This is a genomic window from Streptomyces sp. NPDC058001 (assembly GCF_042886315.1).
GTDB lineage: Bacteria > Actinomycetota > Actinomycetes > Streptomycetales > Streptomycetaceae > Streptomyces.
The window spans coordinates 64846-88260 of sequence record NZ_JBHVQT010000017.1 but is presented as its reverse complement, the minus strand read 5'-3'; the positions used below and the strand labels follow the sequence as shown (position 1 = coordinate 88260).

The 23415-nt window shown below is 70.1% G+C and carries 23 protein-coding genes; 9 read left to right on the top strand and 14 right to left on the bottom strand.

Annotated features, from left to right (window positions below; all coding sequences use genetic code 11):
- Positions 1-2: 2 nt before the first annotated feature.
- Positions 3-524 carry an NUDIX hydrolase gene (locus tag ACFVT5_RS36420; protein ID WP_389897189.1) on the bottom strand — a complete coding sequence of 174 codons (522 nt, stop codon included), beginning with the start codon at positions 522-524 and terminating at the stop codon, positions 3-5.
- Positions 525-619: 95 nt separating this feature from the next.
- Positions 620-1531, bottom strand: a complete 912-nt coding sequence (locus tag ACFVT5_RS36415; RefSeq protein WP_389897187.1) for a DMT family transporter — start codon at positions 1529-1531, stop codon at positions 620-622.
- Between the two features lie 218 nt (positions 1532-1749).
- On the opposite strand from ACFVT5_RS36415, the gene ACFVT5_RS36410 reads away from it, so the two are divergent.
- From ACFVT5_RS36410 to ACFVT5_RS36400, 3 genes are all read left to right on the top strand, one after another.
- The gene (locus ACFVT5_RS36410; RefSeq protein WP_389897185.1) at positions 1750-3405 is read left to right on the top strand and encodes an FAD-binding dehydrogenase; all 1656 of its coding nucleotides are present in this window, start codon (positions 1750-1752) and stop codon (positions 3403-3405) included.
- Positions 3406-3646: 241 nt separating this feature from the next.
- Positions 3647-4618, top strand: coding sequence for a hypothetical protein (locus ACFVT5_RS36405; protein ID WP_389897182.1), 972 nt, complete (start codon positions 3647-3649; stop codon positions 4616-4618).
- A 96-nt stretch (positions 4619-4714) separates the two neighbouring features.
- Positions 4715-6274: an APC family permease gene (locus ACFVT5_RS36400; protein WP_389897180.1), complete on the top strand. Its 1560-nt coding sequence runs from the start codon at positions 4715-4717 to the stop codon at positions 6272-6274.
- A 98-nt stretch (positions 6275-6372) separates the two neighbouring features.
- Here the strand turns inward: ACFVT5_RS36400 and ACFVT5_RS36395 are convergent, their stop codons facing one another.
- The 5 genes from ACFVT5_RS36395 to ACFVT5_RS36375 form a co-directional block, all read right to left on the bottom strand.
- Positions 6373-7383: an aldo/keto reductase gene (locus ACFVT5_RS36395; protein ID WP_389897177.1), complete on the bottom strand. Its 1011-nt coding sequence runs from the start codon at positions 7381-7383 to the stop codon at positions 6373-6375.
- Between the two features lie 496 nt (positions 7384-7879).
- Positions 7880-8923: an L-idonate 5-dehydrogenase gene (locus ACFVT5_RS36390; RefSeq protein WP_389897175.1), complete on the bottom strand. Its 1044-nt coding sequence runs from the start codon at positions 8921-8923 to the stop codon at positions 7880-7882.
- Positions 8924-8958: 35 nt separating this feature from the next.
- Positions 8959-9732, bottom strand: coding sequence for an SDR family oxidoreductase (locus ACFVT5_RS36385; RefSeq protein ID WP_389897173.1), 774 nt, complete (start codon positions 9730-9732; stop codon positions 8959-8961).
- Positions 9733-9793: 61 nt separating this feature from the next.
- Positions 9794-11191: a gluconate:H+ symporter gene (locus tag ACFVT5_RS36380; protein ID WP_389897170.1), complete on the bottom strand. Its 1398-nt coding sequence runs from the start codon at positions 11189-11191 to the stop codon at positions 9794-9796.
- Positions 11192-11367: 176 nt separating this feature from the next.
- Positions 11368-11910 carry a gluconokinase gene (locus ACFVT5_RS36375; RefSeq protein WP_389897443.1) on the bottom strand — a complete coding sequence of 181 codons (543 nt, stop codon included), beginning with the start codon at positions 11908-11910 and terminating at the stop codon, positions 11368-11370.
- A 164-nt stretch (positions 11911-12074) separates the two neighbouring features.
- On the opposite strand from ACFVT5_RS36375, the gene ACFVT5_RS36370 reads away from it, so the two are divergent.
- Positions 12075-12776: a FadR/GntR family transcriptional regulator gene (locus ACFVT5_RS36370; RefSeq protein WP_389897168.1), complete on the top strand. Its 702-nt coding sequence runs from the start codon at positions 12075-12077 to the stop codon at positions 12774-12776.
- A gap of 90 nt (positions 12777-12866) precedes the next feature.
- Here the strand turns inward: ACFVT5_RS36370 and ACFVT5_RS36365 are convergent, their stop codons facing one another.
- The gene (locus ACFVT5_RS36365) at positions 12867-13313 is read right to left on the bottom strand and encodes a YchJ family protein (protein ID WP_389897166.1); all 447 of its coding nucleotides are present in this window, start codon (positions 13311-13313) and stop codon (positions 12867-12869) included.
- Between the two features lie 107 nt (positions 13314-13420).
- Here ACFVT5_RS36365 and ACFVT5_RS36360 point away from each other — a divergent pair, with 107 nt between their 5' ends.
- The gene (locus ACFVT5_RS36360) at positions 13421-14200 is read left to right on the top strand and encodes an isocitrate lyase/phosphoenolpyruvate mutase family protein (RefSeq protein WP_389897164.1); all 780 of its coding nucleotides are present in this window, start codon (positions 13421-13423) and stop codon (positions 14198-14200) included.
- A 6-nt stretch (positions 14201-14206) separates the two neighbouring features.
- Here ACFVT5_RS36360 and ACFVT5_RS36355 read toward each other — a convergent pair whose 3' ends face one another.
- Both ACFVT5_RS36355 and ACFVT5_RS36350 read right to left on the bottom strand, forming a co-directional pair.
- Positions 14207-15046, bottom strand: a complete 840-nt coding sequence (locus tag ACFVT5_RS36355; RefSeq protein ID WP_389897162.1) for an alpha/beta fold hydrolase — start codon at positions 15044-15046, stop codon at positions 14207-14209.
- Between the two features lie 244 nt (positions 15047-15290).
- Positions 15291-16250 (bottom strand): GNAT family N-acetyltransferase, encoded by a 960-nt coding sequence (locus tag ACFVT5_RS36350; RefSeq protein WP_389897160.1) that lies wholly within the window; start codon positions 16248-16250, stop codon positions 15291-15293.
- Between the two features lie 575 nt (positions 16251-16825).
- Here ACFVT5_RS36350 and ACFVT5_RS36345 point away from each other — a divergent pair.
- Positions 16826-17824, top strand: a complete 999-nt coding sequence (locus ACFVT5_RS36345) for an alpha/beta hydrolase family protein (RefSeq protein ID WP_389897159.1) — start codon at positions 16826-16828, stop codon at positions 17822-17824.
- A gap of 304 nt (positions 17825-18128) precedes the next feature.
- Here the strand turns inward: ACFVT5_RS36345 and ACFVT5_RS36340 are convergent, their stop codons facing one another.
- Positions 18129-18848 carry an N-acyl homoserine lactonase family protein gene (locus ACFVT5_RS36340; protein WP_389897157.1) on the bottom strand — a complete coding sequence of 240 codons (720 nt, stop codon included), beginning with the start codon at positions 18846-18848 and terminating at the stop codon, positions 18129-18131.
- A gap of 178 nt (positions 18849-19026) precedes the next feature.
- Between ACFVT5_RS36340 and ACFVT5_RS36335 the strand changes: the two genes are divergently transcribed.
- Entirely contained in the window at positions 19027-20496 is a 1470-nt protein-coding gene (locus ACFVT5_RS36335; RefSeq protein WP_389897440.1) for a ParB/Srx family N-terminal domain-containing protein, read from the top strand.
- 7 nt (positions 20497-20503) lie between these two features.
- On the opposite strand, the gene ACFVT5_RS36330 is transcribed toward ACFVT5_RS36335, so the two are convergent.
- Positions 20504-20680: a hypothetical protein gene (locus ACFVT5_RS36330; protein ID WP_389897155.1), complete on the bottom strand. Its 177-nt coding sequence runs from the start codon at positions 20678-20680 to the stop codon at positions 20504-20506.
- Between the two features lie 69 nt (positions 20681-20749).
- Between ACFVT5_RS36330 and ACFVT5_RS36325 the strand changes: the two genes are divergently transcribed.
- Entirely contained in the window at positions 20750-21220 is a 471-nt protein-coding gene (locus tag ACFVT5_RS36325) for a DUF5990 family protein (RefSeq protein WP_389897153.1), read from the top strand.
- Here ACFVT5_RS36325 and ACFVT5_RS36320 read toward each other — a convergent pair.
- Positions 21217-21810 carry a hypothetical protein gene (locus tag ACFVT5_RS36320; RefSeq protein ID WP_389897151.1) on the bottom strand — a complete coding sequence of 198 codons (594 nt, stop codon included), beginning with the start codon at positions 21808-21810 and terminating at the stop codon, positions 21217-21219. The genes ACFVT5_RS36325 and ACFVT5_RS36320 overlap by 4 nt on opposite strands.
- Positions 21811-22217: 407 nt before the next feature.
- Between ACFVT5_RS36320 and ACFVT5_RS36315 the strand changes: the two genes are divergently transcribed.
- Positions 22218-22424: a hypothetical protein gene (locus tag ACFVT5_RS36315; RefSeq protein WP_389897148.1), complete on the top strand. Its 207-nt coding sequence runs from the start codon at positions 22218-22220 to the stop codon at positions 22422-22424.
- A gap of 43 nt (positions 22425-22467) precedes the next feature.
- Here ACFVT5_RS36315 and ACFVT5_RS36310 read toward each other — a convergent pair whose 3' ends face one another.
- Positions 22468-23397 carry an NmrA/HSCARG family protein gene (locus ACFVT5_RS36310; protein WP_389897146.1) on the bottom strand — a complete coding sequence of 310 codons (930 nt, stop codon included), beginning with the start codon at positions 23395-23397 and terminating at the stop codon, positions 22468-22470.
- Positions 23398-23415: the final 18 nt, after the last annotated feature.

The following is a 23415-nucleotide window of genomic DNA, read 5'->3' as shown; positions in this document are numbered from 1 at the left end:
CCCTACCCGCGGCCTTCCGGGCGGATCGCCTTCCACCGCTGGTACGCGGCGAGGCCGTCCGGCACCCATGGCCACTCGGTGAGCCGGTGCTCCACCTCGTCGTCGGTGAGGAAGGCGTGCCAGGCGACCTCCTCGACCTGCGGGCTGACGGGCCCCTCGCACCGGACCTCGTACACGGACGACCACCAGCTCTGCCCGCCGTCGCCCTCGTACAGGAACTTGAACAGATACGTGGGCCGGGGCAGCCCCGTGACGCCCAGCTCCTCCTCCGCCTCACGCAGCGCCGCGTCGTCGTACGCCTCCCCGGCACCGACGACCCCTCCGACGAACATGTCGTACATCGAGGGAAACACCAGCTTGGTCCCGGTCCGCCGATGCACGAACACCCGCCCCTGGGCGTCCCGCACCCGAACGAACACACACCGATGCCGCAACCCCCGCGCATACACCTCCCCACGCGCCGCCCGCCCCACCACCCGATCTTCCCCGTCAACAACATCAAGCACTTCATCCTGAGCACCCATGGCCTCATACAACCAGCCCGGCCCAAGTTTCCCGAAGCAACCGGTTCCCCTGGCAGGGGCACCGCAGTCGGGCCTGTTGGCCGGTCAGCCCGCCGTCAGGACAATCTCTCGCGGCTCAGTCCCGCGTCCTCCTCGATCGGCTCGGGCGGTGCGGGGCCCCGGGGCATGGCCGGGTGCATGCCCAGCAGGACGATGCCCGCGACGATCGCCGCGAGGCCCGTGGCCTGCCAGGCGAGGGCGCCGGCGTCCATGCGGAGCTGGTCCCCGAGGAATCCGACCCCGCACACGATTCCGGCGAGCGGCTGCGCGGCGGTAAGGGCGGGCAGCGACATCCGCAGCGGCGCCGTCTCGAACGCGCTCTGCACCAGGACCAGGCCGGTCACACCGAGCACCAGCACCCCGTACGGCTGCCAGGAGACGATCAGCGAGGCCAGGCCGCCCTCCGAGAAGCGCTGCCCGCTCACCCGGGTCAGGGCGTCCTGCACCCCGTAGAGCAGGCCCGCCGCCAGGGCGAGGAGGACCGGACCCGCGCTCAGGCGTGACCGTTTCGCGAAGGTGGTGAGCAGCAGCGCGAGCCCAAGCATGATCCCGATGATCAGCCAGTGCCGCAGCGGATCCGACACCGCGGCCCCGCCATGCGGCTGACCCGCCACGATGAACGCCGTGACACCCCCGGCGAGCAGCACGAGCCCGGCCCACCCCTGCCGGCCGAGCGGCTGCTTCGTCTGGTGCCGCGACAGGGCGAGCGCGAACAGCAGATTCGTGGCGAGCAGCGGTTCGACCAGCGACACCTGACCGTGCCCGAGCGCCAGCGCGCCCAGGACCATCCCGCACACCATGAGCCCGATCCCGCCCAGCCACCGCGGCACCTTCACCAGGTCGAGGAGCAGTCTCGGCGAGAGGAAGTCACTCAGCGGCGCCTGCTGCGCGACGTTCTGCTGGAGCACGAAACCGAAGCCGAGACAGCAGGCCGCACAGACGGCGAGGGTGAGAACGAGAACCGACACGCTGGGCACCTCATGACACCAGGACTCACGACGGGCCGGGGGACAGGTACTCGGTATGACGACGACAGCCCCGGACACACAACGACACGATGAGTCCCCGTCACCGCGAGGTTGACGCCGGTCACCGTCTCCCGAAGGATCTGACTCACCAGTAACCCCAGTATCCCACCGGAGGACGGGTCTCCGCCGGTGGACTTACGCGAGAAGAGGGACGGCACATGGCGTTCGACGCTGATGTGATCGTGATCGGTGCGGGGCTCGCGGGGCTCGCGGCGACCGCCGAACTCGTCGACGCGGGCCGCAAGGTCATCCTTCTCGACCAGGAGCCCGAACAGTCCATCGGCGGACAGGCGCACTGGTCGTTCGGGGGCCTCTTCTTCGTCGACTCGCCCGAACAGCGCCGTATGCGGATCAAGGACAGCCATGAGCTGGCCCTCCAGGACTGGATGGGCACGGCCGCCTTCGACCGTGACGAGGACCACTGGCCCCGTAAGTGGGCCGAGGCGTACGTCGACTTCGCCGCGGGCGAGAAGCGGGCCTGGCTGCACGGGCAGGGCGTGCGCTTCTTCCCCGTCGTCGGCTGGGCCGAACGGGGCGGCTACGACGCCACAGGGCACGGCAACTCCGTCCCCCGCTTCCACATCACGTGGGGCACCGGACCCGGCCTGGTCGCCCCCTTCGAGCGCCGGGTCAGGGACGGCGTCGCCCGGGGCCTGGTCCAGCTCAGGTTCCGCCACCGCGTCACCGGCCTCAGCCGCACCGGCGGCACCGTCGACACGGTGACCGGCGAGATCCTCCAGCCGTCGGGTGTGGAGCGCGGCAAGCCCAGCAGCCGCGCCGTCACCGGCTCCTTCGAACTGAGCGCTCAGGCCGTGATCGTCACGTCCGGCGGTATCGGCGGCAACCACGACCTGGTCCGCGCGCGCTGGCCCGAACGCCTCGGCAGCCCGCCGGAACGGATGGTCGCGGGCGTCCCCGCGCATGTCGACGGGCTGATGCTCGGCATCACCGAGGCGGCCGGCGCCCACCTCATCAACGGCGACCGCATGTGGCACTACACCGAGGGCCTGCACAACTGGAACCCGATCTGGGACAACCACGGCATCCGCATCCTGCCCGGACCGTCCTCGATCTGGCTCGACGCCCGGGGCGACCGGCTGCCCGTACCGCTGTTCCCCGGCTTCGACACCCTCGGCACCCTCGACCACATCATGAAGACCGGGTACGACTACACCTGGTTCGTGCTCAACCAGCGGATCATCGGCAAGGAGTTCACGCTCAGCGGCTCCGAGCAGAACCCCGACCTGACCGGCAAGTCCGTGCGCGGGGTCATCGACCGGGCCCGCGCCGACGTGCCGGCGCCGGTCAAGGCGTTCATGGAACACGGTGTCGACTTCGTCGTCGAACGGGACCTCGGCGCCCTGGTCCGCGGGATGAACGCGCTCACCAAGGACGCCCTCATCGACGAGGCCGCGCTGCGCCGCACCCTGACCGCGCGCGACCGCGAGGTGACGAACCCGTTCACCAAGGACCTCCAGGTCATGGCGGTCCGCTCCACCCGTAAATTCCTCGGCGACCGGCTCATCCGCACCGCGGCCCCGCACCGCGTCCTCGACCCGAAGGCGGGACCCCTGGTCGCCGTGCGCCTCAACATCCTCACCCGCAAGTCACTCGGCGGCCTGGAGACCGACCTGTCGTCGCGCGTACTCACCGAGAGCGGTGAACCGCTGGGCGGTGTCTACGCGGCCGGGGAGGCGGCGGGCTTCGGTGGTGGCGGCGTCCACGGCTACCGCTCCCTGGAGGGGACCTTCCTCGGCGGCTGTCTGTTCTCCGGACGTACGGCGGGCCGAGCGGCGGCGAAGGCCGTCGGCTGAGCAGGCGGAATCCCCGGAAGTCCAAGCGGCGCGCGGAGGTCGTTCACGGAAATCTCACGCGCGTTCCCATAAATTTCCCCAAGCGTGGGAACAAGAGCGCACCGATCGGACAACTCGCCCACGCGCCCCACCGGTTGACACGAGTCCGTCATCCGGCGGCCCTTGACGTGTGGTGTGCCCGACCGATGTGATGTGGGCGATCATTTTCGCGCATGAGCCGCGTCGGGGAGGAAGTCCCGCGGTGACCCCACCTCCGCCCCCTCCACCTCCGCCGCCACCTCGCCTTGGCCGTTCGCGCAAGCGCGGAGCGCCGGTCTTCGACGCCGCACTCGACGACGCCGCACTGGCCACCGCACGCACCGCGCTCGCCCAGGGCCGGTGGAACGTCGTGCGCTCCCTCCTCGTCGACACCGGCGACGACTGGGACCGCCGGGGCCACCGGGTCACCGGACTCGCCCAGGAGGCCACGACCGCCGCGTGGGCCGGCGACTGGCGGCTCGCCGAACCCGAGTCCGCGGACGCCGCCGTCCTGCTTGCCTGCGCCACGGTCCACCGCGCGCTGAACGGCAAGGACCGCCCCGACGCGGCCCGTTCGGCCTGCCGCTCCGCCGCCGCGCTCGTCCCCGCCGACCCGACGCCCTGGCTCGGCCTGCTGATGCTGGAACGTCGCCTCGGCACCGAGGAGGACGTCGTCCAGCTCTTCGACGAGGTCCGCCACCGGCACCCCGACCACCACCACGCCCACCATCTGATGGTCGCCCGGCTCGCCGAGCGCCGGGCCGACGCCGGCCAGGACCCGATGCACGAGGTCTACGACTTCGCGGCCTGGGCCGCCGAACAGGCGCCCGCCGACTCGCCGTTGGCGATACTGCCGGTCGTCGCACACGCCGAGCGCTACCGCGTGCTCGCCGCCGCCGGTGCCGAGTCCGCCGACCCCGTCGCCTCCGAGCACTGGGTCGGCCGGCGCGCCCGGCAGGTCATGAAGGCCGCCTTCGACTGGTGGCTGGAGTGGGAGCGCGACGACCACCCGCGCAACCGCGTCGACCTCAACTTCCTTGCCCACGCGAAGTTCTGCGGAGGCAGACCCGCCGAGGCCGCGGCGCTGTTCCATCGCATCGGACCGCATGCGACCACGGCGCCCTGGTCCTATCCGGACCGGGACCCGGCCGAGGCGTTCCGCGCCGCGCGCAGCGCCGCGCTCGGCACCGCCTGACCGCCCACCGGGCACCCACGGACGCACCAAGCAACACCGCACGGCACGGACCCAGCACGGACCACCCGACCCCGTACGTGAAAGGACAACCCCGCCATGACGACGGGCAGTTCGAGCACCAGTGACGCAAGACCCGCGACCGGCCCGGAAGCCGGCGGGATCAGTACCTTCAAGGGCCAGGACCGCGCGCTGCGCGCCGACCGGCTCGGCACGGCGGGCCTCCTCCTGTCGGTGCTCGCCGCGACCGGACCGCTCATGGTCGTCGCCGGTGTCATGCCCACCACATTCGGGGTGATGGGCATCGTCGGCCAGCCGCTGATCTTCGTGATCCTCGGTGTCGTCCTGGCCCTCTTCAGCTTCGGCTACGCGGAGATGAGCCGGCACGTCCACAACGCCGGCGCCTTCTACGCGTACATCTCCCGGGGTCTGGGCGGCACGGCGGGCGCGGGTGCCGCACTGGTCGCCCTCGTCGCGTACAGCGCCCTGCACATCGGTATCTACGGCATCCTCGGCTTCGAGGTCTCCGGCCTCTTCGCCACCTATCTGGAGATCGACCTCGCCTGGTGGATACCGGCCCTGGTCGCCCTCGCCGCCGTCGGAGTGCTGGCCTGGCTGAAGATCGACGTCAACGCGCGCGTGCTCGGTGTGCTGCTGCTGATCGAGGTGGCGCTCGTCGTCATCTTCGATGTCGTGGCCGTCGCCGACCCGGCGAAGGAGGGCCTGTCGCTGCACGCGTTCAACCCGGAGACCCTGACCGGCGCGGGCGTCGGCACCGCCCTGTGCTTCTGCGTCGCGGCCTTCCTCGGCTTTGAACAGGCCCCCGTCTACGCGGAGGAGACGAGCCGTCCGCAGGTCGTCGTGGCCCGTGTGATGTTCCTCGCCGTCGGCTTCGTCGCCGTCTTCTTCGCGGTGAGCAGCTGGGCCCTGACGGTGGCCGCCGGACCGAACGGGATCGTGCCCGCCGCGCAGGAGCAGAGCGCCGGGCTGCTGTTCGGTCTGACCGAGAGTCGTCTCGGCGCCACCTTCACGGACGTCCTGCACGTCCTCTTCGTCACCGGCATGTTCGCCGCGGTGCTCAGCTTCCACAACGTCGTCGCCCGCTACACCTTCGCGATGGGCCGCGAAGGGCTGCTGCCGGCCACCTTCGGCCGTACCAACAGCGCCAGCGGCGCCCCCGGCACCGGTTCGCTGCTCCAGACCGTGATCTCGGCCGTGGTGATCATCGCCTTCGCGGTGACCGACGACAAGCCGGTCGGGGACCCGACGGCGCCGGTGCTGCACCTGTTCACCTGGATGGGCAACGTCGGCGCGTTCGGCGTGATCCTGCTGATGGCCGCCGCCTCACTCGCGGTGATCGTCTTCTTCGTCCGGCGCGGCGCCGCCCGCGCGCAGGCATGGCGCCTCACCGCGTCGGCCGTCGCCGGGATCGCGCTCCTGGTCATCGCCGGCTACACCGTCAAGGACTTCGACGTCCTCGTCGGCTCGGGCCCCGACTCCGCCCTCAACTGGCTGCTGCCCGGCATCATCGTGCTCGCCGCCGTCGCCGGTCTGTTCCTGGGCGCGGTACTGAAGTCCAGAAAGCCCGAGGCACACGCCCGGATCGGCCTCGGCAACGAGGCGTTCCAACTGGAGAAGGCCGCCGAGGAGAACGCCTGACATCGGCCGACGAGCACCCGCGGTCCCCCTCGTACGGGCGCGCCGCGGGTGCTCGCGTCATGAGGTGACCACCGGCCTTGTCACGTCTCCCGCCTCTACTACCAGGCGAACGCCTCGGGCGCCGGGCCCGGTCCCGGGAAGATCTCGTCCAGGGAGGCGAGCAGTTCCTCGGACAGCTCCAGGTCCACCGCGCGCAGCGCCGACGCCAAGTGCTCCTCGGTACGCGGCCCGACGATGGGACCGGTGATCCCCGGCCGGGTCAGCAGCCACGCCAGCGCCACCTCGCCGGGCTCCAGACCGTGCTTCTCCAGCAGATCCTCGTACGCCTGTACGCGGGCCCGGACCGCCGGGTCGGCGAGCCCGGCGGCCGAGCGGCCCCCCTTCGTCCGCGAGCCGCTGTTCTCACGCTCCTTGCGCAACGCGCCGCCCAGCAGACCCTGATGGAGCGGTGACCAGGGGACGACGCCGAGGCCGTACTCCTCGGCTGCCGGAATCACGTCCATCTCGGCGCGCCGCTCGGCCAGGTTGTACAGGCACTGTTCCGAGACCAGTCCGACGCGGCCGGTCCGGGCGGCGATCTCGTTGGCGCGCGCGATCTGGTACCCGGCGAAGTTGCTCGAACCGGCGTAGAGGATCTTCCCCTGCCGGATCAGGACGTCGATCGCCTGCCAGATCTCCTCGAAGGGGGTGGCCCGGTCGACGTGGTGGAACTGATAGAGGTCGATGTGGTCCGTACCGAGCCGTTTCAGGCTGGCGTCCACCGCGCGGCGGATGTTGAGCGCGCTGAGCCGGTCGTGGTTGGGCCACGACTGCTCGTTCCACGGCTTGCCGTCATTGGTCATGTTCCCGTAGACCTTGGTGGCCAGTACGACCTTGTCACGACGGCCCCCGCCCTGGGCGAGCCAGGACCCGATGACCTTCTCCGTCAGTCCCTTGTCCCCTTCGATGCCGTAAATGTTGGCGGTGTCGAAGAAGTTGATACCCGCGTCCAGTGCGGCATCCATGATCCGGTGACTGTCCGCCTCACCGGTCTCGCCCCCGAAATTCATGGTGCCGAGCACCAGCCGACTGACCTTGACCCCGGTACGCCCGAGTTGCGTGAACTTCATGACACCCCAGCCAACGTCTTCGAGCGCACTCGTGGCAATAGACCGGATCCACGGCGGGGGTCCGCCGTACCACCCATCCTTCGCGTACCGCTGCGCGGGGCTTGGGCGGGGGTGCCGGGTCGGTCGTCTTCGCCTGCGGCGGGCTTGTCGCTGCGCGGGGCTTGAGGGGGCGTGCCGGGTCAGTTGTCTTCGCCTGCGGCGGGCTTGCCGCTGCGCGGGGCTTGAGGCGGGGGTGCCGGGCCGGTCGTCTTCGGCTGCGGCGGGCGTACCGCTGCGCGGGGCTTGAGGGGGCGTGCCGGGTCGGTCGTCTTCGCCTGCGGCGGGCCTGGACGTGCGCTGGTGCGGGGTGTGACCGGGTTGTCGGCGGGGGCGCCGTGCCGCGCGTTCATCGCGTCTGCGGCGGGAGCGGGGCTTCACCGGGGTGATGACCGGCGTCGCGGCCAGGGTGCCTCTTTCGCCTGCGGCGGCCTTGGGTCAGTCCTTCCTCGGTCCTTTCTCAGTCCGCGAAGTCCAGGAGGACCTTGCAGGACCTGGAGCGGTCCGCTGCCGAGGTGAAGGCGTGGGGGGCATCCGCCAGGGGGGTCACCTCGCTGATCAGGGCGTCGAAGTGAGGGGCCGTCGCCAGGAGGGTCAGGGCCTCGTCGAATTCGGTGTCGAAACGGAAGGCACCGCGGAGTTCGATCTCGCGGCTCACCACCAGGTTGCCCGCGAAGGGGCTCCCGCCCGGGGGCAGCATGCCGAGCTGGACCACGACGCCGCCCCGCCGCACCCGGCGCAGACAGGTGTCGAGCCCGGCGGCCACGCCCGACGCCTCGATCGCCGCGTCCACCTCGTCCGGCCACCCGGCATCGTCCGGATCGTCCGCCCGTACGAGGGTGTCGGCGCCCGCGAGGCCCGCGTACCGGAGGGCTTCCGGCAGGAGGTCCGTCGCGGTGACCCGCGCCGCGCCCGCCGCCTTCGCCGCCGCGACGACGAGGCAGCCGATCGGCCCCGCACCCGTCACCAGGACATGACGGCCCGTCACCTCACCTGCCCTGCGCACCGCGTGCAGCGCCACCGACAGCGGCTCCGCCAACGCGGCCCGCCGCAGCGGCAGTCCGGCGGGCAACGCCCGTAGCTGACCGGCCGGGACGACGATCTCGGCCGCGAACCCGCCCTGGACGTGCGGCATACGGGCCGCGCTGCCCAGATAACGGGTGTCCCGGCAGACCTGCCGCCGCCCGTCCAGGCACTCGGGGCACACCCCGCAGGGCGTCGCCGGATGCACGGCCACCTCGGTACCCGGCACGGGACCGCTCGCCCCGTCGCCGTACGCCCCGTCCCCGTACGCCACGACCGTTCCGACGACCTCGTGCCCGAGCACCATCGGCTCCCGCAGCCGGAAGTCGCCGACGCCGCCGTGCCGCCAGTAATGCAGATCGGAACCGCACACCCCGCCGTAGCGGACGGCGACCAGCGCCTGTCCGGGGCCCGGCTCGGGCCGGGCGCGTTCCTCCACACGCAGATCGCCCGCGCCATGGATCACACAAGCACGCACCATAGCCTCGTCTCCCGTGCTCACAGCACCTCCGGTACTCACAGCACGCTCGTCATGCCGCCGTCGACGTACAACACCTGACCGCTCACGAAGTCCGCGGCCGGCGACGCGAGGAACAGCACCCCGCCGACCAGGTCCTCGGTACGGCCCCAGCGCCCGGCGGGGGTGCGGCGGCGCACCCAGTCGCTGAACTCCGCGTCCTCGACGAGCGGCCGGGTCAGCTCGGTCTCGATATAGCCGGGACCGAGCCCGTTGACCTGTACACCTCGCGGACCCCAGTCGGCGCACATACCCTTGGTGAGCATCTTCAGGGCGCCCTTGGTGGCGGCGTACGGCGCGATGCCCGGCCGTGCCACCTCGCTCTGGAGCGAGCAGATGTTGACGATCTTCCCGTGGCCCCGCTCGGTCATGAACCGCGCCGCCTCACGGCCCACCAGGAACGCACTGGTGAGGTTCGTGTCCAGGATCCGGTGCCAGTCGGCGTCCCCGAACTCCAGGAGCGGGGCGCGCAGTTGCATACCCGCGTTGTTGACGAGGATGTCGAGCGGGCCCACCCGCTCCTCGACGTCGGCGATCCCGGCGGCGACCGCAGGGCCGTCGGTGACGTCGAACGCCGCCGTGTGGATCGCGCCGGGGGCCGTCCCCTTCAGTTCGGAGGCGGCGGCCGTGAGCGTGTCCCGGTCGCGTCCGTTGAGGACGACCGTGCAGCCGGCCTCGGCGAGTCCGCGCGCCAACGCGAACCCGATGCCCCGGCTCGACCCGGTCACCAGCGCCGTACGCCCGGAGATGTCGAAGAGCGGATGTGCCGTCATGACTCGTTCACTTCTCACATTCTGCGCGGGACATACGGAGCATGCGGGAGATGTGGGGTGTCTAGATCACCAACGAGAGCAACAGGACGATGCCCCCCGCGACCACCGAGATCAGCGTCTCCATGACCGACCAGGTCTTGATCGTCTGGCCGACGCTCATCCCGAAGTACTCCTTGACCAGCCAGAAACCGGCGTCGTTGACATGGCTGAAGAACAGCGAGCCCGCGCCGATCGCCAGCACCAGGAGCGCGAGGTGCGTGCTCGACATGTCGGCGGCCAGCGGTGCCACCAGACCGGCGGCGGACACCGTCGCGACCGTCGCGGAACCGGTCGCGAGCCGGATCACCACGGCGATCAGCCACGCGAGCAACAGCGCCGGAATCGACCAGTCCTTGGATATCTCCAGGACCATCTGGCCCACACCCGAGTCGATCAGCGTGCCCTTGAAACCGCCACCGGCACCGACGATCAGCAGCACACCGGCGATCGGCGCGAGTGACTTCTCGACCGTCGTGGACAGCCGCCCCTTGGTGAACCCGGCCGCCCGGCCCAGCGTGAACATGCCCACGATGACCGCGGCGAGCAGCGCGATCAGCGGCGAGCCGATCACGTCGAACACCCGCTGCACCATGTTCGTGGGGTCGTCCACGATGATGTCCACGAGCGCCTTGGCGAGCATCAGGACGACGGGCAGCAGCACCGTGAACACGGTCGCGCCGAAGCCGGGACGCTTCTCCAGGTCCTCGGACGGCCGCTGCGGAATCATCTTCTCGGGCGCCGGTACGTCGACCCAGCGGGCCGCGAACTTCGAGAACAGCGGGCCCGCGATGATCACGGTCGGGATCGCGACCAGCACACCGAGCGCCAGCGTCAGACCGAGGTTCGCCTGGACCGCGTCGATCGCGACGAGCGGGCCGGGGTGCGGCGGAATCAGACCGTGCATCACGGACAGACCGGCGAGCGCCGGGATACCGATGCGCATCAGTGAGTAGTTGCCGCGCTTGGCGACCATCAGCACGACCGGGATCAGCAGCACGATGCCGACCTCGAAGAACAGCGGCAGACCGATCACGGAGGCGATCAGGACCATCGCCCACGGCATACCGCGCCCGCTCGCACGGGCGAGGATCGTGTCGACTATCTGGTCGGCGCCACCGGAGTCGGCGAGCAGCTTGCCGAGGATCGCGCCGAGGGCGATCAGCACGCCCACGCCCGCGACCGTGCTGCCGAGGCCGGCGCTGAAGCTGGCGATCACCTTGTCGAGCGGCGCCCCGGCGAAAGCGCCGAGCGCGAGCGAGCCGATGGTCAGCGCCAAAAACGCGTGGACCTTGAACTTGGTGATGAGCAGGACGATGACGGCGATGCCCGCGAGGACGGCGATCCCGAGCTGGGCGTGGCCCGCGGAGGTGATCGGCGCGACGGGGTCCGCTGCCAGCATCTCGACGCTGAGACTGGTCACGGTTCTTCCTTGGGAGGTGGTGGGGAAAGGGACAGGGATATGCGGGGGGTGGCGGTGGAGCGGGTGGTGCCGTGGAGCGGGGTGGGAGTGCGGTGGAGCGAGGTGGTGCCGTAAAGGTCGTGCGGTGGGTCAGGTGGTTTCGGTGGTACGGGGACGGGTGTCGGCGTGCGGCGGGGTTACCGGACGGTGAGTCCGCGTAGCGCGGTGACGGCCCGTTCAGCGATCTCCTCGGGAGCGCCCGACACATCGACGGCCACCCCCGTCTCGTCCGGAGCCAGCGGCTGGAGCGCGGCGAACTGGGAGTCCAGGAGCGCCGTTGGCATGAAGTGGCCCTGGCGGTGCGCCATCCGGTCCTCGATGAGCTGCCGGTCACCCGTGAGATGGACGAAGACAAGACCGGGTGCGGCGGCCCGCAGCCGGTCCCGATAGCTCCGCTTGAGCGCGGAGCTGCTGACCACACCGCCGAGTCCGGCCCGGCCGTGCGCCCAGGCGCCGATGGCGTCGAGCCACGGCAGCCGGTCGTCGTCGGTGAGCGGGGTCCCGGCGGTCATCTTGGCGATGTTCGCCGGGGGGTGGAAGTCGTCGCCCTCGGCGTACGGAACGCCGAGCGCCGTCGCGAGCAGGGGACCGATCGTCGTCTTGCCGGTGCCCGCCACGCCCATGACCACGACGACATGGGACGGAAGCCCTGCCTGCCCTTCCGTCCGCACGCCGTCCATCACGTCGTCCCTCACGCCTTCCACCAGGTCCTCGCCGTCTTCGTCTGTCTTCGTCGACATCGATGTGTCACGTGCATGAAACCCATAAGGTCTGACTAATTCAAGAGTGTGTGACATAAAAGTCTGACTTTTTGTTGGGCGGTCCGCCTCGTACGCTGAGCGCCATGACCACATCGGCCCGGGGGCTGCACGCGCACGTACTGGAGACCCTCGGTCCCGCCATCGCCGCCGGTGAGTACCCGCCGGGAAGCGTCCTACGCACCGACGAGTTGGCCCAGCGGTTCGAGGTGTCGCGCTCGGTGATGCGGGAGGCCGTGCGGGTCCTGGAGTCGATGCACCTGGTCGAGTCCCGCCGCCGCGTCGGCGTCACCGTCCGTCCCACGCGAGAGTGGAACGTCTACGATCCGCAGGTCATCCGCTGGCGGCTGGCCGGCGCCGACCGGCCACGGCAACTGCGCTCCCTCACGGTGCTGCGGTCCGCGGTCGAACCGGTGGCCGCGGGCCTCGCCGCACGGCACGCCACCGCCGAACAGTGCGCGGAACTCACCGAGTGCGCGATCGGTCTGGTCGCCACCTCACGCGGGCAGCAGTTGGAGGCGTATCTCGTCCACGACATCGCCTTCCACCGCGTGATCCTGAACGCGTCCGGCAACGAGATGTTCGCCCGCCTCGGCGATGTCGTCGCGGAGGTCCTGGCGGGCCGTACCCACCATCAGGTGATGTTCGAGGACCCGGACCCGGCCGCCGTCACCCTGCATGTACAGGTCGCGGAGGCGGTACGCGAGGGGGACGCGGCCCGAGCGGAGGAGCTGACCCGGGAGATCGCGGTGGGCGCCCTTCAGGAACTGGACATTTTGGCCCCCTGACGCGAGCCGGGCGGCTTGACGCGAGCTGGGCTGCCTGATGCGAGCCGAGTGGCCTGACGCGAGCCGGGTGGCCCGAGTCGGGCCGGTTTCCTACTCGGCGAACTCCCCGTCGACGTACACCCACGCCCCGTCCACCCGCTCGAACCGGCTCCGCTCGTGCAGCGCCCCGGGCCGTCCGCCCTCGGTGTACGAGGCCCGGAAGGTCACCGTGCCGGTGCGGTGGAACGCCGATCCGTCCCGCGTGTCGAGGATCTCAAGCCCTGACCACCGCAGCGCGAGGTCGAAAGCCACGCCCGCCGGGCGGGTGTCCGGGTGCCAGGTCCGCAGCAGATACGGCTCGTCCCGCACGACGAACGCGCAGTACCGCGACCGCATCAGCGCCTCGGCGGTACCCGCCGCCGCCTCCCCCCGATGGAACCGCCCACAGCACGCCTCGTACTCCTGCGGCAGTCCGCAGGGGCAGGCGCCGGTGGGCACGGGGGCGGTGGAGGACGCTGGGCGCGGACGGGAGCGGGGGCGGGGGGTGCGTCGGGACATGGGTCCATTGTGACTACCGTTCGGTCGCCCCCGAAACGTCCGGATCCTAGGGTTTCCGGAGGGACGGCTCCACAAGGACGGCACCGGTGCGACAGGAGGCGGGAACCATGACCGCGTACGACGACTTCGTGGCGCTGCATCGCCACGGCACCCCGCTGCTGCTCCCCAACGCCTGGGACCACGCGTCCGCCGCCGCCCTCGCCGCGCGCGGCTTCCCCGCGGTCGGCACCACGAGCCTGGGTGTCGCCGCGGCGGCGGGGCTGCCCGACGGTCACGCGGTGACCCGTGACGCGGCCCTCGCCCTGGCTGCCCGGCTGGGTGGGGAAGGTTTCCTCGTCTCCGTCGACGCCGAGGGCGGCTTCAGTGACGATCCCGCCGAAGTGGCCGATCTGGCACGGAAGTTGGCCGACGCCGGGGCGGTCGGCGTCAACCTGGAGGACGGGCGCGGCGACGGCACCCTGGCACCGCCCGATTCGCACGCCGCGAAGATCGCGGCGGTGAAGGCGGCGGTGCCCGGCCTGTTCGTCAACGCCCGTACGGACACGCATTGGTTGGGCCTCCGTCACTCCGAGACCACCGCGCGCCTGACGTCCTATCAGGAGGCGGGCGCGGATGGCGTGTTCGTCCCGGGACTTTCAGGGGCCGCCGAGATCGCCGCCCAAGTGGCGGCCGTCGATGTCCCGTTGAACATCCTCTACTCGCCGCAGGGGCCCACGTTCGCCGAACTGGCCGCCCTCGGCGTACGTCGCGTCAGCCTCGGCTCGCTGCTCTACCGCAGGGCGCTGGGCGAGGCGGTGGCGTCGGCGGTGGCGATCCGCGAGGGACGGCCCCTCACGCCCCTGACACCGGGCACACCGACGTACGACGAGGTACAGGCGCTGAGCTGAGGAGCGTCACGGTTCCACATGCTCGGTGAGCCAGGTGAGGGCGGTCGCGGCGCGGTCGAGGACGGAGATGTGCCCGTCGGACGCGCTCACCCGCAGTTCCGCCGAGGCACACCGGTCGGCCAGCCACCGCGCGTGCGCGACGGGCGCGATCCGGTCCTGCGCGCCGTGCAGCAACAGCACGGGAGCCGTTACCTGCCCGGGGTCGAATCCCCAGGGTGCGACATAGGCGAGGTCGTCATCGATGAGCCCGCCGGGCCCGGATGCGAGCGCCGGACCCACGACCTTCTCGAACCAGGACCACACACCGTCGAGGGCGGCGTGATCGGCGGGCGTGAACATCTCGGGGTCGAACTCGGCGGAAGCCTCGTATGCCTCCTTGGCCTCCCGACCCGCCACGGCGGCCCGCAGCCCCGCCACACCCGACGCCGACATACCGGCGAACCAGTCGAGCCCTTCGGCGTCGAACGGCGCGAGCCCCGCCACCGAGACCACGCCGGTGACCCGCTCGGGCAGCAGCGCGGCGCAGCCCAGGGCATGCGGCCCGCCACCGGAGTGCCCCATCACGGCGAACCGCTCGATCCCCAACGCATCGGCTACGAGGGCGACATCACCGGCCACGGACGCGACATCCCGTCCGGACCGCGCGCTGGAACCGCCGTAACCGGGCCTGTCGTACGAGACCCAGCGGATCCCGAGCCGGGAGGAGGCAGGGAACAGCGGTGCGGGGGGTGCGCCGATGTTGGGCGTCCCGTGATGCCAGAACACGACGGTCCCGTCACCACCGCTGTCATAGAAGCGCCCCCGCCGCCCGCCCCCCAATTCCACATCGCCCTCACGCACACCCACACGATCACCTCACACCCGGAATCTCCCGACCACGCAGGGCCGGCCGCACTGCCAACAGAGAACCTACTGGCCACACGGCCGCCGCGCCCCGCTCACGCGGGGACCAAGGACCGCGCGGGTCCATCTTCCCGGGCTGCCACGGACCATCCCCGCTTGCGCGGGGAACACACCTGGCTCACCGCCGCCCAACACGGCGAAACCGGACCATCCCCGTCTCCACGGGGGAGCACACTCGCCGCCCTCCCTAGCCCCCGGTCTTGATGAGTGGTGCGTCCCGGGTGAACTCCCTGAACCCGACGCTGTAGTACAGCCCGCGTGCCCCGGGATGTCCCGGTGCGCCCAGACACGCGACCGTCATGTGCTGAGCCCCGGCCGCCCGCGCCAGACGCATCCCGTGCAGCAGCATCGCCCTGCCCAGCCCGAGTCGCCGGTAGTCCGGATGCGTTCCGACCGGCTCGAATTCGGCGGTTCTGTTCGCCTCATCGAGCCACATGATCGTCGATGCGGCCATCGTGCCGTCCGGTGCCTCCACCAGGACGTGCAGGTCGCCGCGGTACGGCGGTGTCCGCCGGACACCCTCGTAGCCTTCGGCCGTATAGGTCGTTGACGGACCCCAGGCGTCCACATGGGCCTGGACCACGGCCCGCGGCCCGGCCTCGTCGGCGGTCCGGAATCGAAACCCGGCCGGCAGTACCGGCTGTTCCACATCCCTGAGATCCCGCTCATTGAGTTGTGTCCAGGAGCCGGTGTCGCCGAGCGAGTCAGGATCGGTCACATAGCCGTGCGCCGCCCATCGCTTCAGGGTGAACTCATGGGCGGCCTGCGGTATCACCGTACGCTCGGCACCGACCGCCACAGCGTCGTACCAGTCGATCACCTCGTCCAGTAGCTCGCTGTGGTCGGGATGGACCTGATGGGCCAGATAGGCGCCGGTCACGTCCCTCACCGACCCGTCGTTCCGCTTCACCTGGTGTGGCAGTTGGGCCCAGCCCCACGCGACCAGATCGTCACCGGAGAACCACAGGCGACGCAGCCAGCTCTCGCCTTCGCCCGCGTGCCCTTTGCCCCAGTTCCAGGCCAGCTCTCCGAATGACGCGTCGCTGTTCACCAGGTCGGGACGGACGGCGGTCACCCGCTGTGCCAGACCCTGCATGAGCTGCACGTCCGCGGCGGTCAGAAGCTGGGAGTCATCGGAGTCGTCCATGGTGCGCCACTGTGCCAGGGCTCCGCGAGGCCATCGAACCATTTTCCCGGGGCGAGGATCGAAGCCGACGGCTCCGCCGCGCCTGGTGCCTCGGCTCTTGCCGTGGGCACGCTGGTTCTTCGGTCCGCTTCATCCGGTGTGGTGGGTCAGCCCGGAGGGCATGTCCGGGAAGTCCCTGGGCCTACCCTGAAAACGCACGCGCGGCCTGTCTCCGTCGCTGTCGGGATGCCAGCCTCGGTGGGCGATCTCTTTCAGCCATCGAGTGCAGGCAAGGAATCCGCATGAGGGAAATGACACGCCGGTCGATGCTCGCCGCGGCTGGGACGGCGGGGCTTCTACTCACCACAGCGGGGACGGCGAAGGCGGACGACGGCCGCCTTTCCGGTGCCGCTCCGCTGGCTGGGACCGGGCCTAAGACCGTGAGGCTACGGAATGACCGGGTACGGCTCACATTGCCGGGCCCAACCGGCCCTTGGCGGATCGGAACCACCTCCCTGCATCTGATCGACCACTCACGTCGGGACCCGTGGACTTCACCGTCTTCACCCTCTTCACCTTCTTCGTCACGCGAACTGATGATCAGCATCTGGTATCCGACCTCAAGCCACCACGGCTGCCGACGCGCTCCCTGGCTCCCGCCGGCGGCGACGGAACTGTTCAGGCAACAGGTCGGCCAGGAACTCCAGACGCCCATGGACAACGTCGACTTCCCCCTGACCCACGCCTATGAAGGCGCGCCTGTAAAGGAACGCCGGCACGGCCATCCCGTGGTGCTGTTCTCGCCGGGCTACGGCGCGATGCGCGAACTGTGCACCGCACTGGTCCAGGACCTCGCCAGTCAGGGTTTCGTGGTCGTCACCCTTGACCACACCTACGAAGCCTCGATCGTGGAGTTCCCGGGCGGCCGACTGGAGTTGACTCGGCAACCGTCCAAGGCGACCGACGAAGACTTCGCGACGGCCCTGCGAGTCCGTCAGGACGACACCGGATTCGTACTGGACGAACTGGCGCTGCTGAACGCCGGAAGAAACGTCGACGCCGAGCGACGCCAGTTGCCCCACGGTCTGCGAGGCTCCCTCGATCTGTCCCGGATCGGCATGTTCGGGCATTCGCTCGGCGGTGCCACGGCCGCGGAGACGATGGCGCGGGATCGCCGCATCCTCGCCGGCGTCGATCTGGACGGCAGCATCGACGGGACCGTAGCGGCCACCGGTCTTGACCGACCCTTCCTACTGATGAGCAACGCCGACCACGGACGCCACAACGACCCGTCTTGGGCAGAGTTCTGGTCACAGCTGCGCGGCTGGCGCCTTGAACTGCGACTACGGCGCTCCGGACACCAGACCTACACGGATCTGTCCCCGCTGGTGCAACAGCTGGAACGGGCGCTCCCGTTGCCACCCGAAGTGGTCGCCGCCCTGACCCACGACATCGGAACGATCAACGCCGACCAAGCCGTCACCGCCCAACGCGCCTACCTGAACGCCTTCTTCGACCTGCACCTACTCGACCGCGACTGCCGCCTGCTGTCCAAACCGTCCCCGCGCTACCCCGACATCGAGTTCGTACCCTGACGGGGTCTCGACGACTCACATCCGCGTACGAAGCAACCACGTACCGGAGCCCGGTAAACGCCCAGTCCCGCCGCAGTCGGCGACGGCCAGTCGACCGGATCCGAACCATCCCTGCTCGCGCGGGGAACACGGTCTCGGCGCCGCGAACGGGATCGTTGCGTTCGGACCACCCCCGCTCGCGCGGGGAACACTCTTCCTGACCTGCGTTGCTGTAGGAGCTTTGCGACTCCTTGACCTGCCCCGCTGCTCACTCCGCGAAAGCGGTCCCGGGTCATGGGGAACCCATGATGCCCCTGCCTTCCGCTCACCGTCGAACGTCCTCCTCGTTCCCCGGTTCCCACACCGCGCCGTCGTGTGCGAACAGCACTCGGCGTGGGTCGAGCGCAGCGATCCGTTCCATCCATGGGCGATAACTCGGCAGCGGTGGCTCGACGTCCTCGCGCGCGGCCCGGTGGGCCAGGTGATCCCACCCGAACTCCGAGGCGAAGTCATGCGCTTGCCCGGCGAGGACGATGACCGTGCCGTCCCTTTGCCGCAGTGACAGTGACTGGTGACCTTCCGTGTGTCCCGGGGTCGGAATGATCCGTACGCCCGGCCAGATCTCCGTCTCACCGGCGAGTTCCTCGTACACCGCGCCGGGAAAGTCGACCAGTCCGTCGACCGTGTAGCCGCCCCGCCGTGCCGTGGCGAGTTCCGTCTCCTGGACCAGGATCGGCTTGCCGGCCAGCAGAGGGTTGCCCCCGCAGTGGTCGAAGTGCAGGTGGCAATTCACCAGTACGGAGATGTCGGTGAGCCTCACCCCCGCCATCGACAGGGCGTCCTCCAACTCCCGCCGCCTCGGGCGATAGTGCGCCTCGGTCTCCGTGTCCGCCGCTCCGATTCCCGTATCGAAGAGGAGGAGTCCCCGGTCGTGTCGTACCAAGTACGCGAAGACCGGTTCGACCCTCGGCTCGGGACCTCCCGTCTCCGAAGCCGGCCGTACGAAGTACCCCATGTCCAGCCGCCGTACCGCTCTTTCGCCCATGCCACCATCCTGAGCGGACCCCCGTCCGCCCGTCCATCGCCTCTGCCGACGGCAGAAGCCGCCCGTACCCTCCCCGTTCACCTCCGAGCCACTCCCCGATCGCCCGTGCGTGGCACCGTCCGGAGCGGCGGTGCCCGATCACGGGGCCGCCATCGGTGTGAGCGGGAGGGACATCATGATGAGACGTTCGGCGGCGTGGATCCTCGCGGGCGGGGTCGCCGCCACGGCCCTGACGGTCGGTACGGGACCGGCCCAGGCCCGTGACTGCGGCACCGCGGGGACATCGGCGGCGTACCGCTGCGCCGAGCCGGGTGACCTGATCGACGTCACCCTGGGCGAACTGCACCCCACCCAGTCGGTACTGGGCTACGACGAGGTGTACTACAAGCTCGGCCGCTACCGCTCCGACAAGGACGCGGCGGCCGGCGGCTTCAACAAGCGGTTCGACGACTGGTGCGAGGCGAACGGTCAAGGAGAGACCGCAACAGCCCAACCGCAGGCTCGACTTGATGATCCGTCAAGCTTCACCTGTACAACCCCCGTTGGTGAGGAGACGCCTGAGACCGTCGCCCCTATGAAGACCGCCGTCATCGGTCCCGGCGGCGCACTCTATCTGACGGACGGTCACCACACCCTCAGCTCCTTCCTGGAGAGCCCGGACGGCGGCGCCTCCCTGCACGTACGCCTCCGCGTCACCGACAACTTCTCGCGCCTGTCCACCGCCGAGTTCTGGAAGACGATGGAGGCGCAGAAGAAGGTCTGGCTGCGCGACGAGAAGGACCGGCCGATCACGGTGGGCCAACTCCCGGACCGGCTGGGGCTCGCCAACTTCCACGACGACCCGTACCGCAGCCTCGTCTACTTCACCCGCGACATCGGTTACGCGACACCGAACGACCCCTCCGAGTTCCTGGAGTACTACTGGGGCGAATGGCTGCGCGGCAGCGTCGATCTCGGTACGAGCGACCTCACCGCGTTCCCGGGCTACCTCGACCTGGTCAAGAAGACCTCCCGGGCCATGGTCGCGCTCGACGCCCAGGACCCCGTCGCCGGCGGCAAGACCGCGGCCGACCTCGGCAAGCTGGCCGAGTGGAACGCCGGGAAGAAGGAGACCTCCGGCGAGTTCGCCAAGCTGAGCAAGCCGATCACGGACCCGAAGCCGGGCAAGCTCGCCTATGCCCTCGACTTCAAGGCCGACGTCCCATCGACTCCCGCCTGCACGACCACGGTCACCGGCACCCGCTCCGGCCCGCTGACCGTCGACAAGGGGGTGACCTGCCTCGACCGCGCCCTCGTCAACGGCCCGGTCACCGTACGGGCCGGCGCCTCGCTGGTGAGCAACGGCAGTACTCTCAAGGGCCCGTTGAGCGCGGTCGGCGCGCGCACGCTCCAGCTGTGCGGTACGCGGGTCAACGGACCCGTCTCCGTCACCGCTTCCACCGGTCCCGTCCGGCTCGGCGGCATCGGCTGCACCGCGAACACCCTCGCCGCCCCGGTCGCCCTGGTCGGCAACGGCGGAGGCGTCCAGCTCTCCGGCAACACCATCGGCGGCCCGCTGGCGTGCGTCGGTAACCAGCCCGCGCCGGTCGACGCGGGCAGGCCGAACCAGGTACGCAGCGTCAAGTCGGGCCAGTGCACGGCCCTTTAGTGCTTCTTCAGTGATCAGCGGCGGTGGCGGAGAAGGCCGCGAAGAGAGTGTCGATCCTCAGACGCAGCGAGGCCGAACCCGCCCCGTCCACCACGACGGACACCTCGTCGGTGCCGACCAGTCGGACGAGCGCCTCCTCGGAGTATGTGGCGCGTTCGTCGTCGTAGGGAGTCGTGTCGGTCACGGTGCGAGGGTTCCACGCGGGTCCGCGACGGTGCACCTGGGTTTATGGCCCTACCGGGATGATGGGCGTATGCGTATTCGTATCGACGCCGTCGACCTTCCCGGTGGCACCTTCCAGGACCCGTACGACGCCGCCGCCCCGGTCCTCGGCGCCGTCCATGTCGCCGTACAATGCCGTGACCGCCCGGCCGAACTGCTCGATCCGCAGCCAGGCGACGCCGCGTCCGCGACCTGGACCTTCCCGTGCACCACGACCGCCTCGCCCACCGGAACCGATGTGAAGGGCCCGTACGTCCAGGGTCGGCCGGGCGGCCGGTTCATCTACCTGTCGTGGGGCACGGTCGACGCGTCGGGCTTCGCGATGTTCCGCCGCGCCAAGGTCATGCTGAACGGGGTCCCCGCCGACGTACTCGCCGCCGCCGCGCGGGACGGTCTCCTGGTCGGCCGCCTCGGCCTGACCGACGCCCACGGCACCCCGCTGTGCGCCCGCGTCCTGCCGCCGCACATCACCTGGACCGCCGAACCGGGCGACGCGGCCTAGATGGCCGGGTACCGGGCGGTCGAGCGGGCCTTGGCCGCGGCTCGTTTGGTGTAGGCGATCGCCGCCACCACGCACACGATCGGCAGCACCCAGTTGAGCAGCAGGCTCGTCCCCCAGGTTCTCGTCCCGTCCGACGCGAGGCGGCCCTCGAACAGGGAGCCGACCGCCGTGGCGAGTATGGCCACGCCCCAGACGGTGCTGATCCGTCTGTTCACCGACCGGAACCTCGGCGATTCCCAGTACTCGGGCGGCACCGACTCCCGCGCGTACTGCTCGGTGAACGGCACGACGAGTACGGAGCCGAGCATCACCAGGGCCAGTGCCAGCGTCGCCGCTCCGCGTCCGTAGTAGCCGACGTTGTCCCGTAGTACCGGTCCGCCCGCGAACGCCGCGACGGCCAGGGCCACGAAGGTCACGACACCGGCCGCGTCGATGACTTTGACGCCGGAATCCCTGCTTCTGATGATCAGCCAGATGGCCAGTATCGCGGCCAGCAGCGCCGCGTACCCGACCGAGTTCGCCCCGTGCTGCACGAGCAGGCTGAACACTATCCAGGGGATGAAGCTGATCAGCACCTTCTTTGCGTTCATCGCGGGACCTCGATGCCATGAAGGGTGCCGGAGGCTTGTCCACCGCAGGGAAATCCACTCCCCGACCAGGCTAACTTCGTTCCGCCTGAGCCGCCCGTTCGGATGGTGTCGACCTTGAACAAGCGCCGCTAGGCTTCCTGTTGCTCAATCGAGAGCCATGTCGAGAGCTATACCTCTCGCTATATCGAGAGGTATAGCGAGAGTCACAGAGCACTGGCGACGTGTCCGATGGGGGACAGTGCTCCGCTCTCGACAAGAATTACGTACGACGAGTCTCCAATCGTCGCGGAGCCTCAGCAGGCCATCGCAAGCGCGGTGGTCGGGCTGAGGCTGCCCGTCGACAGGTCGACCACCTTCGTGAAGGGGATCGACTGTTGAGGCCGACTTTTCCTGTTCAGGTACTTCTCGTGCTCCTGTCCTTCGTGTCGTCGCTGTTGATCGCGGTGGTGGCCGGTGTGCTGTCGTGTCAGACGGGGGCGCGGGTGGCCGGTGCGGTGCTGTACGGCGGCGGCGCGTTCATCGGCTGGATGACACTGTGTCTCGCGGTGCTGACTGCGCTCGGTCTGCTCGGGGTTCGCGGAGAGGCCAGGCCCCCGAGCCCTCCCGGCGACTGAGAGTCACCTGACGGTCGTCCGTGTCACGTCGTGTCATGCCGTGTCACGCCTTGGCCCGTAGGTGCTCGCGCGCCCATGCCTCGAAGCCGGTGACCGGGATGCCGAGGGTCCTCGCGTACTGCGGGCGGGCCGGCTGGCCGACGACGTTCACCCACTCGTGCGAGGCGCCCATCGGCGGCATTCCGGCGGCGGTGGCCTCCTCCACGGTCATGTCCGGCGCGGACAGCGGCGTGCCCAGAGCGCGGGAGAGGACCTCGGCGATCTCCGTCATGGACAGATAGTCGCTCGCCAGCTCCAGTTCGACCCCGTCGAACCGGTTCGGTGCGGTGATGGCCGCGGCGGCTGCCCGGCCGATGTCGTCCACCGCGACGAGGGACAGCCGGGTCCCGGGGTTCAGGACGCTCACCAGGCCGCCTTCAACGCCGCGTGGGAACAGGAACGCCATCGACGGGAGGAAGTTCTCCATGAAGAAGCCCGGCTTCAGGAGCGTCCAGTGCGGGAAGCCGGCCGCGCGGACCCGGTCCTGGATCGCGGCCTTGGCGCCCAGGGTCGGCTGCATGGAAGCCCAGCGGCCCTCGGCCCAGCCGGGGGTTTCGGTGTGCTGCCCGGCGCCGGAGACGGAGGTGTGCACGAACTGCGGCACTCCGGCGGCCCGCGCGCCCTCGATGAGGTTGACACCCTGGGCCACCTCCCCTTCGAAGTCGACGTCGCGCCCGTCCCGGGACATGGCGGGCATCTGTACGGAGAAGACGGCGCGGGCGCCCTCGGCCGCCCTGGTCACGGAGTCACGGTCGTGGAGATCGCCGGTGACCAGTTCGGCGCCGAGCGCCTCGACGGCCTTGGCCCGGTCGGTCGCCGGGTCGCGCACCAGGGCCCGGACGGGAACGCCCGCCGCGAGCAGGGCACGGGCGGTGGCCCCGCCCTGCCTGCCGGTGGCGCCGGTGACCAGGACGGGTGCGGAATCTGTGGACATGGTGCTGCTCCTCGGGTC